Raw genomic sequence first — 15,275 nt, 5'->3', positions numbered from 1 at the left:
CAGACGGTGAGGGTGTCGGAGCGGACAGTGCTCATCCCAGGCCGAGCACGCGCACTGCATTGTCCTTCATGATCAGCGGCAGGACGTCGTCGCGGAAACCGGCTTCGCGGGCCGCGTCGATCCATTTGTCGGGGCGGATCAGCGGCCAGTCCGAGCCGAACATCATCTTATGCTTCAGCTGGGTGTTGGCGTACTGGATCACCTGTTTCGGGAAGTATTTCGGCGACCAGCCGGACAGGTCGATGAACACATTATCCTTGTGCAGCGCCATCGAGAGGCTCTCGTCAGTCCAGGGCCAGCTTGGATGCGCGAGGATGAATTTCATGTCGGGGAAATCGACCGCGACATCGTCGATCAGGATCGGCTGACCATATTTGAGGCGGAGCCCGCCGCCGCCCGGCATGCCTGTGCCCATGCCGGAATGGCCGGTGTGGAAGATCGCGGGCAGCTTATACTCGGCGATCACCTCGTAGATCGGATAGGCCATGCGGTCGGCTGGGTGCGCGTCCTGGGCGATGCCGTGGAATTTGAACCCCTTCACGCCGTGATTCTCGACCAGATCGCGTGCCTCGCGCGCGCCGAGCTTGCCCTTGTGCGGATCGATCGAGGCGAAGGGGATGACGATGTCGTCATGCTCAGCGGCGATATCGGCGACTTCGTAATTGCTGATCCGCTTCGTCCCCATGCCGCACTCGGCATCGACGGTGAACAGGCAGAAGGCGATGTTGCGCTCGCGGTAATAAGCGATCGTCTCGGGGATCGTCGGGCGCTTGCGGTCGGCCTTGAAATAGGTCGAAGCAGCGTCGAAGAACTTCGCCATCACCGGATCCTCGGGATCGTGGCACGACACCTCGGCATGGACATGGACGTCGATCGCGACGACCTTGGTGGGATCGATCGGCATTATTTGGCTCCCTTCTCGAGTGCCTTGTCCTCATTGGCGCGGCTGATCAGATATTGGCGGATCGCCTCGGCGTCGTCAGCGGTGAGCGCCGATTTGAACGAGACCATGCCGTTCTGATGCAACGCGCCGTCGATGACGATCGAACGGATTGCCTCGGGGGCGTTGATCGCCCCTGAGTGGCGGAGATCGGGGTTGAGGCCGCCGGCCACCGCCGCGTCGCCGTGGCAGACGCTGCAATAACGGCCATAGACCTGCCCGCCATGCGCCACCTGTTGCGGCGTGCCTTTCAGCGCGGGCGGATCGAGCACCTGCTTCGCCATTGGCGGGGCTGGGGGCAGGGCGCCTTTCGCGCCGAGCTTGAAGACGAGCAGGCGGCTGATATTGCGCGTTGAGCCGGATTTTTTCGCGAGCAGGCCGGTCGCGATATCCCACACGCCGCCCCAGCCGGCGAGCACCGCGACATATTGCTGGCCGCCGATCGCATAGGTCATCGGCGCGGCGATGATCCCGGTCTGGGCCGGGAAGGACCAGAGCTTCTTGCCCTTGTCAGCGCTGTACGCGACGAACTCGCCCTGCGCATTGCCCTGGAACACCAGGTTGCCGGCGGTCGTCATCGTGCCGCCGTTCCATGGGCCGACCTGCTCGATCTGCCAGGCGGGTTTGCCGGCAATCGGATCCCAGGCGATCAGCGCGCCAGTCGTTGCCTTCATGGCGCCAGCGCGGACGGATTCGTTCGCGGGCATCGCGGTCGCCGCGCCATCGAGCGCGTTCTGGAAGCCGATCGCAGAGGGCTTCCAGTCCTTTGCCGCGGCATAGGGGAAGCCGGCGATGTTGGCGGGCAGATAGACCAAGCCGGTCTTCGGGTTGAAGCTCATCGGCTGCCAGCTATGCGCGCCGCCGGCACCGGGCAGACCGATAAAGGGCGTCGCGCTCTTCTCGTAGCGCGCGGCTGGATTGATTGCGGGGCGGCCGGTCTTCGGATCGAATCCGGTTGCCCAGTTCATCGGTACGAAGGGTTTGGCGGAGATGAATTGGCCGGTTTTGGCGTCGAGGACGTAGAAGACGCCATTCTTGGGCGCATGGAGCAGCACGTGGCGCGGCTGACCGTTCACCGTCAGATCGGCGACGGTGATCTGTGCGTCGCTGTCGAAGTCCCAGCGATCCTCAGGCGTCTCCTGGAAATGCCAGACATATTCGCCGGTGTCGGCGTTCACCGCGACGATCGACGAGGTGTAGAGAGTGTCGCCGGTGCGGCCCGTCGGCGCCGGGTTCCAGGGCTCGGCATTGCCGGTGCCGAAGAAGACGAGGTTGAGCTTGGGATCATAGGTGATCGAATCCCAGACGGTGCCGCCGCCGCCCAGTTTCCACCATTCGCCGCTCCAGGTCTTGGCGGCTGCCTCCATCGCTTTGTTTTCGAAGCCGGCGGCAGGGTTGCCCGGGACAGTGTCGAAGCGCCACGCCACCGCGCCGGTCTCGGCGTCATAGGCGGCGAGATAGCCGCGCGCCTTGTACTCGGCGCCGCCTGAGCCGATCAGGACGCGGCCCTTGACGATCCGCGGTGCGCCGGTGATCGAATAGTCGCTCTGGTTCGGGACGACGACCTTCTCCCACACGACCTTGCCGGTCGCCTGATCGAGCGCGACCAGCCGGCCGTCGAGCGTTCCGACATAGAGTTTGTCGCCGTAGAGCGCGACGCCGCGGTTTACGGCATCGCAACAGGCATGCGCGAGCGTGTCGCGCGGTACCTGTGGGTCATAGGACCATTTCGGCTTGCCGGTCGCGGCGTCATAGGCCTTGACCATGCTCCAGGCGGTCGAGACGTAGAGCGTTCCGTCATGCATCAGCGGCGTCGCTTCCTGGCCGCGCGCGGTGTCGAGATCGGCGGACCAGGCGAGGCCGAGCTGGGCGACGCTCTGATCGCTGATCTGGGTCAGCGGCGAGAAGCGCTGCTCGGCATAGTCGCGGCCATAGCTCAGCCATTCGCCATCGGGCACGGCTGCGATCAGGGCGTCGGTGACGCCGCTGGTGGCGAGCGTCGCCTGGTTTTTGTCGGGTGCCTTGCTGGCCTGGCAGGCGGCGAGCGTGACCAGCGCGCCGATCATGATTGCGCGGCAGCCATGGCCCATTGCTCGATCCATTCTCTGCATCCTCATGTCGCGCCGGATCAGTTCACCAGCCGGTCGCTGCGCCAATATTCAGTGCGCAGCGCCTTCTTGTCCATCTTGCCGGCGGCCGTGCGTGGAATCGCATCGACAAAGGCGACGCTTTTGGGCGCCTTGACCCCGCCCAGCCGCGCCTTGGCATGCGCGATGATCGCCTCTTCGCCGATCCCGTCAGCGACGACGATCGCGTGGACCGCTTCGCCCCATTTGTCGTGCGGGATGCCGATGACCGCGCATTCGCGGATCTCGGGGAGCTCAGTAACGGCGGCCTCGACTTCGGCGGTGAAGACGTTGAAGCCGCCGCTCACGACCATGTCCTTCTTGCGGTCGACGATGTAGAAAAAGCCCTGCGCGTCCCGGTAGGCGACGTCGCCGGTGTGATGCCAGCCGAATGTCCGCGCCTCAGCGGTAGCTTCGGGCAGTTCGAAATATTCCTTCGACACGAGCACGCCGCGTACCACGATCTCACCGCGCTCGCCATCGGGCAGCAGCCGGCCTTCGTCATCCATGATGCCGATCTGGACTGAGCGCGTCGCGCGGCCGCAGCTGGCCAGCCGCTCGGGATGATCACCGGCGGCGGCTGCGGCGACGATCTCGGGCGGCAGCCAGGTCGTGATCATCGGCGATTCGACCTGACCATAAGCCTGGCACATGCAGGGCCCGAACGCTTCGACCGCCTGGCGCAGCTTTTCGGGCGAGACCGGCGAGCCGACCAGGATGAAGAAGCGCAGCGATGATGTGTCCTGCCGGCCGAGTTCGGGCGAGCCGAGCAGGCCATAAAGTGCGGTCGGCGGCAGATACATGTGGGTCACTTTGTACTCGGGGATCGTGCGGAGAACTGCGTCCGCATCGAAGCCGGGCAGAATCACCTGCGTTGCGCCGAGCGCCAGCGTGCCGAGCGCGACCGGACCTGCGGCATGAGTGACGGGCGCGACGACAAGCGAGACGGGCTTGTCGACATCGCCGCCGATTGCGGCGCCGAGCGTCTCAAGCATCGTGCCCCAGCCGAGATTGGTCACCACCACGCCTTTGGACGGCCCGGTCGTCCCGCCGGTCGGGAACAGGCCGACCACGCCATCGGGGGCGCCGAACGGGTCGGAGAAATCGGGCAGCGGGGCAGGCGGCGCGGCCGCCACGAAGTCTTCGAGCGAGGGATCATTGCCGATGCGCCGGTCAAGGCAGATGACATGAGTCAGGCCGGGTACGCGTGCTCTGAGCGCGGCCACGTCGTCCGCCATGCTCGAATGGTAGAACAGCCAGCCGCAATGCACATAGTTGAGATAGGCCGCGTTGGCGTCGATCGCGTTGCGGGTGTTGACCGGCACCCACACGCCATTGGCGCGCCAGATCGCGAGCAACGCGACCATGATCGCTGCGCTGTTCGGGCCATAGAGCGCGACTGGTTGCTGGTTCTCGAACCCGGCGGCGTAGAGTGCCGCCGCGATCCGCTCGGTGCGCGCCTTCACCTCAGCAAAGGTCAGGTGCTCGCCGGCGGCGACGTCGACAAGCGCGGTGCGCGCCGGATCGAGATCGTGGCCGCGGTCGAAATAGTCGATTGAGCGCACCTCAGCCCCAGCGATTGATTTCGGGGCCGGGCGCCCAGATCGTTTCCGGGGCGGCCGTCGCGGCGAGCGACAGGGCGCGGGCCACTGAAGGCCGCGCCTTGACCCGGGCGAGCCAGGCGTTGGTCAGGGGCCTGTCCGTGAAGGCGTCGGCCACCAGCGAGGGCATGCCGGCGAGCCAGGCGTAGGTTTCGAGATCGGCTATGGTGAAATCGCCCATCAGCCAGTCGCGGCCGTCCGCCAGTTGCGCCTCGATCTTGTCGGTCGCTTGTGCGACCTTGGCGCGGCTGTCGGCGAGCTTGGCCTCGTCGAAGCGCCGCTCGACGGCTTCGCGCCAGCGTTCGGCGAGATCGATGCTGGCGATCCCTTGCGGCACCGTGGCGGGCGGCGCGGCGTGCAGGCCGAGATAGGATGCAGCGGGTGCGAGCCGCTCGATCGCGTAGCGGCACCATGCCATCATCTGCCAGCGCGCATAGGGATCGGCGGGGCGGAGCGCCGGGCCGGTGCCGACATCGTCTAGATAGCAGGCAATGAACACGCTGTCGGCCATCGGCGTGCCGTTGACGACCAGCACGGGACCTTCGCCTTCGATTGACTGATCGACTTCCATCGCGTGCGGCACCCGAGCACCGTGGCGCTCTCCGGCGACAAGATCGATCCGCTCCAGCGTCAGATCGACCTGCTTCTCGAAGGCGGCGGCGAGGATGGCGAGCGAGGGACCGTTGGGCTCACCGTGATACAGAATGCGCGTCATGCCGGCTCGCTTTCCAGGATCGCTACCCGTTTCGCCAGATCGGTCCGGCCCATTGCCCAGCATTGTTTGGTCGCTGGCCGGGCATAGATCGCGCGGAGCCAACGCAGGATATTGGGCGTCAATGCGTCGTTCGACAAATGCGGCTGCGACAAGGGCAGGGCATAAGCGAGGTTGAAGCCGTTGATGTCGGCGAGGCTGTAGCTGTCCGAGGCAAGCCATTCGCGCTTGCCCAGCGCTTCCTCGAGCAGGCCGATGCCGAGCGCGACGCGGCGCTTTGATTCAGCCATCTCCTCGGGGGAGAAATCGCCACTGATCGCCTTGCGCCACGCGACGCGGCGCTCGGGGAGCGGGATGCGTTCGATCGCCGCGTCGAGTTCGACCGGGTCGCGCTGGCGCACCGAAGGGCCGATGAACACGCTCCAGCCGATCATCGAGAAGCTCGACCCGAGCCATTGGTCCATGAACTTCATCCACCAGCGCACGCGCCATGTGTCGACAGGGTCGGCGGGCATCAGCCTCGGTCCGGGAAACGCCTCATCGACATATTCCATGATCGCGGTGGATTCGGTCAGCACCCGGTCGCCGTGAGTCATCGCCGGGATCGTGCCGAGCGGGTTGACCGCGAGATAGTCAGGCTTGTGCTGATCGAAGGACAGCAGATCCAGATAATGGCTGTCGAACGCCACGCCCTTTTCGAACAAGGTCAGCATCGGCTTGCCAGAATTCGCGTTCGGCTCCCAGTGATAGAGCGTCACGCGGCCGGTATCAGTCATAGTCATTCCCTGCGGCTGGGCAGGAAATGGCCTGTCAGCCACTCCCTGCCGCGCCCCCTTATAGCGATCAGAACTTCTTCTTGACGGTGAAGGCGAATTCCTGCGGGCTCCCCGGCCGGCCCTTGCGGAAACCGGCACCGGCCCCGCGCAGATCGAAGATCGTCAGCAGATAATATTTGTCGAAGAGATTTTGCGCCTCGACCGAGATGTCGAGGTCGCCGCGGTCATTGGTCCAGGTGATCCTGGCATTGGCAAGCGTGTAGGCCGGGATGAAGTTCAGGTAGCGCGTGCCGGCGATGACGGTCGGGCCGGTATATTGCTTGGCCTGGTAATTGACGTCGAAGCGCGGCGTCAGGCTCCCAGCGCTGCCGAGCGGGATCTTGTACTGAATGCCGGCGCTTGCCTTCCATGGCGGGACCGTCGTCGGATCATTGGCGCTGACGCCGCCCGGATTGGTCGGGTAAGCGGCCGCCGGATTGAGGCTCGATGCGTCATAGGCGAAGGTGAGGTAGCTCAGCGATGCGTCGAGCGACAGGCCGGGCACCGGGAAGGCGGTGAGTTCAGCCTCGAAGCCCTTGATCGTACCCCTGCCGGCATTCAGGCGCGCCGCGCAGGGTGCGTCCGGGCAGGTGCTGACCGGGATCTGGATGTCCTTGTACTTGTTGATGAACCCCGAGAGGTTGAAGCGCAGCTTGCGATCGAACAGATCGCTCTTCAGGCCGATTTCATAGGCATTGAGCTGTTCAGGCGCGAAGGCGATGACCTGGTTCGCGTTGAACGGTCGCGGGTTGCTGCCGCCGCCCTTGAAGCCGGTCGAGAAGCTCGCATAGACGAGCAGGGCCGGCGAGAAGCGATAGTCGGCGGTGAGGCGATAATCGACGCGGCTCGCCTTGTATTTCGCGGTGAGCCCGGTGAGCGCCCGCACGACGTCCGTGGTGCTGCCATTGTGATTGACGTCGAGCGTATCCGGCCCCGCATAGCCGGAGCCATAGGCAGCGCCGATCGGATCGACGAAGCGGTTGATGCTGCCGTTGAGGTTGTACCGATAATAGGTCTGGCTCTTGGATTCGTCGGTGTAGCGCAGGCCGCCGCTCAGTGTGAGATTCTCGACCGGCTTCCAGGAGAGATGCGCGAACACCGCCTTGGCGTCCGCGTCGGTGGGATCGGGCTGGCGGAACTGCAGCGGATAGACCGGCACATACCGGATATCCTGGGTCGAATCGTAGAGCGAATGCTGCTTGAAATAATAGCCGCCGAGCGTGAAGTTGAGCGTCTTCGCGAGCTCCACATTGGCGCGGACCTCCTGGCTGAAGCTCCAGTTGGTCAGATGGTTCTGGCCGAAGCCGTTGCTGGCGGGCGAGGCATCGTCGTCCGAATCGAACCGCGTATCGAACGCGCGGTACCCGCTGATCGAGGTCAGCGCGATCGCATCGTTGAGCTGGTAGTTGATCTGGCCGGAGACACCCCAGCCATTATACAGGCTGCGATCGGTGCCCGAAGTGGCCGCGAGCGGCGTGCCGGCCGCGCCATAGGGATCGACCGGGATCGGCGGCACCCAGACGCCGGCGGGCTGGCCGGTCGAGATGTAGTTGCAAAAGGGCCCACAGATGAAACGGCTATCATAGGGCACGCCGGGCGCCGGGTTCACGTTCGGCGAATTGATCGTCGATGTCGCGAGAAGTACTTCGCCGGCGATGGTATGCTCGTCATGCGTATAGTCGCCGATGAGGGTCACGTTGAGCGCGTCGTTTGGCTCCCAGCGCAGGATGCCGCGAACCGCCTGATAGCCGACGCCGCCGAGCTTACTGATCCGGCAATCGCCGGCGGACCGGGTCGAGGCGACGCCGCTCCCCGGGTTGGCGCAACCATAATCGAGCCGGTCGACAAAGCCGTCCTGTTGCTTGAATACGCCCGAAATCCGCGCGAACAGCGTATCGGTCAGCTTGAAATCGGCGGCGGCGCGCAGGCCGATCCGGTTGCGCGAGCCATAGGTCGCCTCGACAAAGCCGTCATTGTCGCCGTGCGGCATCTTCGAATAGATCTTGATCGCGCCGCCTTCGGAATTGCGGCCGGCGAGCGTGCCCTGGGGCCCGCGCAGGATTTCCACCCGATCGAGATCGAGCAGGTCGAACACGGCGCCGGTCAGCTGCGGATAATAGACGTCGTCGATATAGATGCCGACGCCGGGCTCATAGGCCGGGTTGAAGTCATTCTGTCCGACGCCGCGGATCGATGCGGAGATCGAGGGACCGAACGAGGCGCCTTGCGGCTTCAGCGACACGTTTGGCGCAGAGTCTGCGACCTGGGCGAGGTCGGTCTGGTTCTTCGCTTCCATCTGTGCCGCATTCACGGCCGTGATCGCGATCGGCGTGTCCTGCAGTTTTTCGCGGCGAAACTGTGCGGTGACCACGATGTCCTGCGTCGTGGATTCCGCATCGGGCGTCGCCGCCGGTTCGGTCTGGGTGCTCGCGGGCGCGGTTTGCGCCAGCGCCGGAGTGGCGAACACAAGCGCGGAAGCGGAAGCCAACAGGCCTGCCGTCAGGCGCGAACGGACAAAATGGTGCATCGAATTTCCCCTCCTGGATCAGGCCCGCCCTTGGTGGACGTGGCCTTCCGAACGGCGCGTTTGCGTGCGCCCATTGTAGGAAAGACATACGATTTCACGGCTGACAAGGAGTAGGGAAACTACCCCTATCGGCACTGCCAGCCTTGGGAACGAGCCTGTTCGAGGGGGCTTGCTCTCGGCCCATAGGCTGCGCCACACTGTGCGACAGGCATACAATTGCCGGCGGTCGGGAGCGGAAGGGCGATGGAGGCGATGATCAATTATGTCGCACGAGGGCAGGGCCGCATGCGGTATTTCGCGAACGACTCGAGTCGAGACACGGTCGTGCTCGCGCCGCAGCCGATGGTGATCCGCGAGTCGCGAGCGGAGGGCACCAGCCTCGATTGCGAAGGCTTCGCCCTGGTGCCGCATCACAGCGCGGTTGCGGATTTCGCGGATGCGGCTGAGGTGGCCCGGATCTACCCGGCCGAAATCGAGGCGCTGGTGAAGCAGGTATCGGGTGCCGACTCGGTGGTGGTGGCGGGTACTGGCGTGCTGCGCTTTGCCGAGAGGTCCGCGCAGTCGGGCGCGCTCGACAATTCGCGCCCCGCCCGGTTCGCGCATGTCGATGTGTCGGACACGACCGCGGCGCAATTCTCCCAGCGCTCGCTGCCTGACGACAGAGGCGGGGTCGCGCCCCGCCGCGTCGCCCATTACAATATCTGGCGCGCGATCTCGCCCGCGCCGCAGGACGTGCCGCTTGCCCTGTGCGATGCGCGCAGCGTCGCGCCCGAAGACCTGCTGCCCGCCGACGCCGTCTTCGATCGCGACGGGGTGGATGTCTGGTCGTTCGAGGGGCTCGTCGTCGCGCATTCGCCAGCGCATCACTGGCACTGGTTTCGCGATCTCGGGCGCGACGAAGTGATCCTGTTCAAGACCAACGACACCGATCCAGACCGCGCGCATTCAGTGCCGCACGTCGCGTTCGACGATCCCGATTGTCCGGCCGATGCGCCGCCGCGCGCGTCGATCGAGATGCGGGCGATCGCTTACTGGTTCCAGGCGCAGGCGCCGTCATGATCTCATGGCGAGGACATAGTGCGCAGTATTGGCCACGATCGTGGCGGGAGAGGAATCGATATGACCATGACCGGTAGCAAGGACCCGCGCACCATTGTCGATCAGGCGCCGATGAGCTGGCTGCAGATCGCCGCGGTGGCGATCACGGTCGGGTTGAACGCGCTCGACGGCTTCGACGTGCTGTCGATCAGTTTCGCCTCGCCCGGTATCGCCGCCGAATGGGGTGTCGAGCGCGCTGCCCTCGGCGTCATATTATCGATGGAACTGATCGGCATGGCGGTCGGCTCCGTGCTGCTCGGCGGTGTCGCTGACCGGATCGGCCGGCGGCGGATGATCCTTGCCTGCCTCGTCACGATGATGACGGGGATGGCGATGGCGAGCCGTGCGACGGGGATCACCGATCTTTCGATCTGGCGCGTGCTCACCGGGCTCGGCATCGGCGGCATGCTCGCGACGGTGAACGCAGTGACCGCCGAATTCGCCAATGCCGCGCGGCGCAACACCTGCCTCGCGGTGATGGCGATCGGCTACCCGCTTGGCGCGGTGGGCGGAGGGAAGGTCGCGGCGCTGCTGCTGAACGGCGGGGACTGGCGCGCCGTTTTCGAATTCGGTGCGATCGTTACCGCCTGCTTCATTCCGCTGGTCTGGGTCTTCGTCCCCGAATCCATCCATTATCTGGTCGATCGACGTCCGGAGGGCGCGCTGGCGCGGATCAATCGCACGCTGACGCGGATGCGTCACCCGACCGTCGATGGGCTGCCCGAGCCGACCGCCGCCGAGCGGAAACGGTCCGTCACGGACATCTTCAGCCCGGCGCTGCTGCGCACCACCATCCTCCTCACGCTCGGCTATTTCGCGCATTGCGTGACCTTCTATTTCATTCTCAAATGGTCGCCGAAGATCGTCGTCGACCTCGGCTTCATACCCAGCGCCGCGGCGGGCGTTCTGGTCTGGACCAATGTCGGCGGTGCGACCGGCGGGGCGATCTTCGGGCTGGTCGCGCAGCGCGTCGATCTCAAGCGGCTGACCTTGATTGCGCTGGGGCTGTCGAGCGTGACGGTCGCATTGTTCGGCGCGGCGGGTGCCACGATGCTGACGATGCTGTCAGCGCTTGCCTGCATTTCGGGGTTCTTCACCAATGCGGCGATCGTCGGATATTACACGATCTTCGCGCGCGCTTACCCCACGCATGTCCGTGCGACGGGGACCGGCTTTGTGGTCGGCGTCGGCCGTGGCGGCGCAGCGCTGTCGCCGATCCTCGCGGGCTTCCTGTTCGCCGGCGGCATCAGCCTGGCCGGCGTCGCGATCGTGCTGGCGTGCGGCTCGCTGGTCTCGCTGGCCGCCCTGGCGTTTACTCGCCTGCGCCTTGCCGATGTCGTGCACGGCGCAGAGGAGGTCGCGCCCGTCGCGGCCTGAGCGGATCGCTGCTTCTCCCTCTCGCGCTTAGCGAATTCGAGCGCCCCCAAAATCCTTCTCCCCTTGTGGGAGAAGGAGGGAGGAGCGAAGCGACGGAAGGATGAGGGGGAGTGAGGCTCGGTAGCGTCGACCCAAGGAAGAGTCCCCCTCACCCTTCCCACCGCTACGCGATGGGCCCCTTCCCTCTCCCACAGGGGGAGAGGGAGAAGAAGGGCGCGCGCGTTCCTCGCTGAAGACCATGGCGCCGCGTCAGGCTGCGTCCGCACGCTCCGCTTCGCTGCCGGTCATATCATAGCCCTCGCCATTATCCGGCCGCAGCACGACATGGCCGATCGCAGTATTGCTGCATGGGACATGGTAATGGCGGTGCAGCTTACGCGTACGCTTGCCGAGCGCGCCGCGCATGATCAGCCACATCACCATCTCGATGCCCTCCGATCCGGTTTCGCGGAGATATTCGATGTGCGGGATGTACCGCGCTGCATCGCTCTCGCCGATCAGTGAATCGAGGAAGCGATTGTCCCATTCCTTGTTGATCAGCCCGGCGCGCGGACCCTGGAGCTGGTGGCTCATGCCGCCCGTGCCCCAGACCTGCACGTTCAGGTCCTCCTCGAAGCTCGCCACCGCGCGCGCGATCGCCTCGCCCAGCGCCCAGCAGCGATTGCCCGAAGGCGGCGGATAGGTGACGACGTTGACGGCGAGCGGAATGACCCTGGTCGGCCAGGCCTCGGGCTTGCCGAACATCATCGACAGCGGAACGGTCAGGCCATGATCGACATCCATCTCGTTGATGATCGTCATGTCGAATTCGTCGAGGATCAGGCTCTGCGCGATATGCCAGGCAAGGTCGGGATGTCCCTCGACCTCGGGCACCTTGCGCGGGCCCCAGCCCTCATCGGCGGGCTTGTAGCGTTCGCCGCAGCCGATCGCGAAGGTCGGGATGACCTTCATGTCGAAGGCGGACGCGTGATCGTTATAGACCAGGATCACGACGTCGGGCTTTTCGGATTTCTCCCAGGCGCGGGTCCATTCGAAACCCTTGAAGATCGGCCCGAAATAATCGTCCGAATCCTTGCCGAAATCCGAGGCGACGCCGAGCAGCGGGACGTGGCTCGAGCCGACGCCTGCGGTGATACGTGCCATTTCTATCGGCCCTCCTTGATCGAGCGATTGCCCTCGGGGGACCTGCCGCCGGCGACCATCATCTTTGTGTATTCCTCGAAATTCATGTCGGTCATCGTCGAGACCGCCTGGGCGAAGCTCTGCCCGTCCGTCGAGAAGACCTTGGCGAGGAAATAGACATTGCCGCCAAGATCGAGCAGCCGGTTGTAATCGCGCTTGAGCAGCGCGTCCTTCTGCTCGGGCGTCAGTTTCCACTCGTCGATATAGGCGCTTTCGTCGGCGCGGAACCGCTCGCGATTCTCGTCCTTCATCAGGCTCATCGCGAACTGGTTGAGGTGATAGCCCTGCCGCGCGCGCTTCGCGGTGAACACGCGCGTGCCCGGGATATCCTCGAACTCGGCGAGATATGCGTGGATATCGCGAGGTCCGCTCACAACCGTCTCTCCTTCAGTCGACATCAAGCCGCGGAATGTCGCGGCGCGTTGTCCGGGAAAACGGTCGCGTGGGGCGGACCGTAACGCCAATCGGAATGCGCGTCCCGCTATTCGTTTTCCGGAATTCCGCTTCGATGACGCGCTTGTTTCGGGCGGCCTGTACCGAGATCGAGCCTATCTTGGACCCGTCTGGCGGACATAGTAAAAACTTATGGATTGGGCGCAGTACCAATTGGGTCGCCTCCGGCTCGCGGCGCTAGCCAAGGGCGAAAAGGGGAGACCGGATATGGCGCAGGCTCGTCGACCATTTGCAGCGGTTGCGCCGGGCCGATGAGCTATGCGCGTCAGGTCGAGGCGCTTGTCCGCCAGCTAAGGATCACGCCATTCCTCAATGATCTGGCCCGCGCCGATGCCGCAGCCGTCGATCTCGAGACCTGGGAAGCGATCGTCGATCAGGCGGCGCGCTTCGCTGAAGGGGTGATCGATCCGCTCGATGCGGCGCTTGATCGCCCCGGCGCGACGCTTCGCAACGGTCGCGTCGCCACGGCGCCCGGGCACCGCGAGGCCTGGGCGCGCTTCGCCGGCGATGGCTGGCTGACGCTCGCCTTGCCGCTGGATGCGGGCGGGCAGGATTTGCCGCTGCTGCTGACCAGCGCCTGCGAGGAATTGTTCAACCGGGCTTCGTCGGCGTTCACGATGCTCGCGATACCCAACCGGACCGCCGCCGCGATGCTGGCAAAGGCCGCCGACGCAGCGACGCGCGAGGCGTGGGGGCCGAAACTCGCCTCGGGCGAATGGACCGCGACGATCTGCATCTCGGAGCCCGATGCCGGTTCAGATGTGGCGCGCATCCGGACGCGCGGGACGCGTGGGGACGACGGTACCTGGCGCGTCACCGGCGAGAAATGCTGGATCAGCTATGGCGATCACGATCTCGGCGCGCGCATCGGGCATTGCATGCTGGCGCGCACCTCGGACGCGCCCGGCGTGCGCGGGTTGAGCCTGTTGTTGGTCCCCGACAGCCGTGACGACGGAAGCACCAATGGCGTCGCCGTGAGGCGGATCGAGGAGAAGCTCGGGCTGCACGGATCACCGACGTGCGTGATGGGCTTCGAGGATGCTGAGGCGATCCTGATCGGCGCCGAGGGCCGGGGGCTCCAGACTCTGTTCCATATGATGCTGCTGATGCGCCTGTCCTGCGCGCCGCAGGGTGTCGGCGTCGCCGAGGCGGCACTCGCGACCGCGCTTGGCTATGCGCAGGAACGGCGGCAGGGCGGCGATCCGGCTGCGCCGCCGGTGCCGATTACTGCCCATGCCGATGTGCAGCGCCAGTTGCTGCGTATGGCCGGTCGCGTCGAGGTGGCGCGCGGGATTGCGCTCACTTCGGCGGCGGTAATGGACCTGGCCGAGCGCGCGCCGGAAGAGGACCGCGCCGGCTGGCTGGCGCTCGCGCAGTTCCTGCTGCCGATCGCCAAGGATCTGTCGGCGCGACTGGCGTTCGACGTCTCGAGCGAGGCGCTGCAGGTGCTCGGCGGCGCCGGCTACACACGCGAATGGCCAGTCGAGCGGCGTCTGCGCGACGCACGCGTATTCGCGGTGTTCGAGGGCACCAGCGGGATCCAGGCGATCGATATGCTCCACCGCCGGCTATGGCGCGACGAGGGCGATGGCCTGAATCGCTTTCTGGCGGCGGCACGGAGTGACCTTGGCGACGATCCGGATTCGGCTGCAGTCGCGACAATGCTTGACCGGTTGGAGGCAGTGGCCGCGATGCTCGGCGCGTGGCGCGGTGAGGCGCGCGACGCCGAAGCCGGGGCCACCGCGTTTCTCGATCTGTGCGGACTCGTGGTCGGCGCCTGGATTGCGCTTCGCCTGTTGCGCTTTGCAGGCGACGACGAGGTGGCGCGGCGACTAAAGGCGGCGGCAAGCTTCCATCTCGCTGAACTGCCTGCGCGGGTCGAAGCCGAGGCCCGGCTTGCCACACTTGGCGCGGCGCGGCTCGACGGCTTCGGCGACTATATCGGCTGAGGGCGCTCAGCTATTCGTGGATACGGCGCAGCAAATTGACCAGCGTCGCGGTCTCGCGCTGCGTGAAGCGCGCCTTCAGCCACGCCTCATGTTCGAGAATGCTTTCGCGTGCGCTCACCAACGCCTCATGCCCCGTTGTCGTCAGGTGAAGCGTCTGGCGGCGGCGATCGCCGGTCGAGGCGCCGCGCTCGACAAAGCCGCGCTTCTGCAGGCGGTTGATAATCGCCATCACCGTCGCGCGGTCCATCTGCAACCGCCGCCCGATATCGGCCTGGGCAATATCGGGATGGTCGTCGATCAGCCAGAGCGTCGAGACCTGCTTCTGGGTGAGATCGAGATCAGCGAATGTCTCGGTGAAATGGCGATAGACTGCGCCATGCGCCAGGCGGATGTGGAAGCCCACAATCTCGTCGATGCCGCCAAGGTCCGGATCGGCGTCGACAGAGCCTATAGCGGCATCCTTTTTGACCGCGCTATTATGGGGGTAATTCATAG

General features: G+C 65.2%; 12 protein-coding genes. 3 read left to right on the top strand and 9 right to left on the bottom strand.

The annotated features are described in order from the left end of the window. Positions 1-31: 31 nt before the first annotated feature. The 6 genes from AC1DVS_RS22545 to AC1DVS_RS22520 form a co-directional block, all read right to left on the bottom strand. On the bottom strand, positions 32-904 hold the full coding sequence (locus tag AC1DVS_RS22545; RefSeq protein ID WP_478026565.1) for an amidohydrolase family protein: 873 nt from the start codon (positions 902-904) through the stop codon (positions 32-34). Continuing rightward, positions 904-3,042 (bottom strand): PQQ-dependent dehydrogenase, methanol/ethanol family, encoded by a 2,139-nt coding sequence (locus AC1DVS_RS22540; protein ID WP_478026563.1) that lies wholly within the window; start codon positions 3,040-3,042, stop codon positions 904-906. Before AC1DVS_RS22540 ends, AC1DVS_RS22545 begins: the two co-directional genes overlap by 1 nt. 26 nt (positions 3,043-3,068) lie before the next feature. Further along, entirely contained in the window at positions 3,069-4,631 is a 1,563-nt protein-coding gene (locus AC1DVS_RS22535) for a class I adenylate-forming enzyme family protein (protein WP_478026561.1), read from the bottom strand. A 1-nt stretch (position 4,632) separates the two neighbouring features. Beyond that, entirely contained in the window at positions 4,633-5,382 is a 750-nt protein-coding gene (locus AC1DVS_RS22530; RefSeq protein WP_478026559.1) for a glutathione S-transferase family protein, read from the bottom strand. Beyond that, positions 5,379-6,155 carry a glutathione S-transferase family protein gene (locus AC1DVS_RS22525; protein WP_478026558.1) on the bottom strand — a complete coding sequence of 259 codons (777 nt, stop codon included), beginning with the start codon at positions 6,153-6,155 and terminating at the stop codon, positions 5,379-5,381. Before AC1DVS_RS22525 ends, AC1DVS_RS22530 begins: the two co-directional genes overlap by 4 nt. Positions 6,156-6,222: 67 nt before the next feature. Further along, the gene (locus AC1DVS_RS22520; protein WP_478026556.1) at positions 6,223-8,721 is read right to left on the bottom strand and encodes a TonB-dependent receptor; all 2,499 of its coding nucleotides are present in this window, start codon (positions 8,719-8,721) and stop codon (positions 6,223-6,225) included. A 252-nt stretch (positions 8,722-8,973) separates the two neighbouring features. On the opposite strand from AC1DVS_RS22520, the gene AC1DVS_RS22515 reads away from it, so the two are divergent. Further along, positions 8,974-9,780: a CmcJ/NvfI family oxidoreductase gene (locus tag AC1DVS_RS22515; RefSeq protein WP_478026554.1), complete on the top strand. Its 807-nt coding sequence runs from the start codon at positions 8,974-8,976 to the stop codon at positions 9,778-9,780. Between the two features lie 60 nt (positions 9,781-9,840). Continuing rightward, positions 9,841-11,196, top strand: coding sequence for an MFS transporter (locus AC1DVS_RS22510; protein WP_478026552.1), 1,356 nt, complete (start codon positions 9,841-9,843; stop codon positions 11,194-11,196). A 249-nt stretch (positions 11,197-11,445) separates the two neighbouring features. Here the strand turns inward: AC1DVS_RS22510 and AC1DVS_RS22505 are convergent, their stop codons facing one another. Both AC1DVS_RS22505 and ligA read right to left on the bottom strand, forming a co-directional pair. Continuing rightward, on the bottom strand, positions 11,446-12,339 hold the full coding sequence (locus tag AC1DVS_RS22505; RefSeq protein ID WP_478026550.1) for a class III extradiol dioxygenase subunit beta: 894 nt from the start codon (positions 12,337-12,339) through the stop codon (positions 11,446-11,448). Between the two features lie 2 nt (positions 12,340-12,341). Further along, a complete protein-coding gene (ligA, locus tag AC1DVS_RS22500; protein WP_478026548.1) occupies positions 12,342-12,776 on the bottom strand; it encodes a protocatechuate 4,5-dioxygenase subunit alpha in 435 nt (144 codons plus the stop codon). Positions 12,777-13,082: 306 nt separating this feature from the next. Here ligA and AC1DVS_RS22495 point away from each other — a divergent pair, with 306 nt between their 5' ends. Continuing rightward, positions 13,083-14,780, top strand: coding sequence for an acyl-CoA dehydrogenase (locus AC1DVS_RS22495; protein WP_478026546.1), 1,698 nt, complete (start codon positions 13,083-13,085; stop codon positions 14,778-14,780). 10 nt (positions 14,781-14,790) lie between these two features. Here the strand turns inward: AC1DVS_RS22495 and AC1DVS_RS22490 are convergent, their stop codons facing one another. Next, positions 14,791-15,273, bottom strand: coding sequence for a MarR family winged helix-turn-helix transcriptional regulator (locus tag AC1DVS_RS22490; protein WP_478026544.1), 483 nt, complete (start codon positions 15,271-15,273; stop codon positions 14,791-14,793). Positions 15,274-15,275: the final 2 nt, after the last annotated feature.

The organism is Sphingomonas sp. P3_C5 (genome assembly GCF_056402635.1).
This window is presented reverse-complemented; position numbering and strand designations above follow the sequence as displayed.

Excerpts from the sequence above, each read along its gene's own strand:
- AC1DVS_RS22515 (WP_478026554.1), top strand. The coding sequence starts at position 8,974 with ATGATCAATTATGTCGCACGAGGGCAGGGCCGCATGCGGTATTTCGCG.
- AC1DVS_RS22545 (WP_478026565.1), bottom strand. The coding sequence starts at position 904 with ATGCCGATCGATCCCACCAAGGTCGTCGCGATCGACGTCCATGTCCAT.
- AC1DVS_RS22510 (WP_478026552.1), top strand. The coding sequence starts at position 9,841 with ATGACCATGACCGGTAGCAAGGACCCGCGCACCATTGTCGATCAGGCG.
- ligA (WP_478026548.1), bottom strand. The coding sequence starts at position 12,776 with ATGTCGACTGAAGGAGAGACGGTTGTGAGCGGACCTCGCGATATCCAC.
- AC1DVS_RS22530 (WP_478026559.1), bottom strand. The coding sequence starts at position 5,382 with ATGACGCGCATTCTGTATCACGGTGAGCCCAACGGTCCCTCGCTCGCC.
- AC1DVS_RS22525 (WP_478026558.1), bottom strand. The coding sequence starts at position 6,155 with ATGACTGATACCGGCCGCGTGACGCTCTATCACTGGGAGCCGAACGCG.
- AC1DVS_RS22505 (WP_478026550.1), bottom strand. The coding sequence starts at position 12,339 with ATGGCACGTATCACCGCAGGCGTCGGCTCGAGCCACGTCCCGCTGCTC.
- AC1DVS_RS22540 (WP_478026563.1), bottom strand. The coding sequence starts at position 3,042 with ATGGATCGAGCAATGGGCCATGGCTGCCGCGCAATCATGATCGGCGCG.
- AC1DVS_RS22495 (WP_478026546.1), top strand. The coding sequence starts at position 13,083 with ATGAGCTATGCGCGTCAGGTCGAGGCGCTTGTCCGCCAGCTAAGGATC.
- AC1DVS_RS22490 (WP_478026544.1), bottom strand. The coding sequence starts at position 15,273 with ATGAATTACCCCCATAATAGCGCGGTCAAAAAGGATGCCGCTATAGGC.
- AC1DVS_RS22520 (WP_478026556.1), bottom strand. The coding sequence starts at position 8,721 with ATGCACCATTTTGTCCGTTCGCGCCTGACGGCAGGCCTGTTGGCTTCC.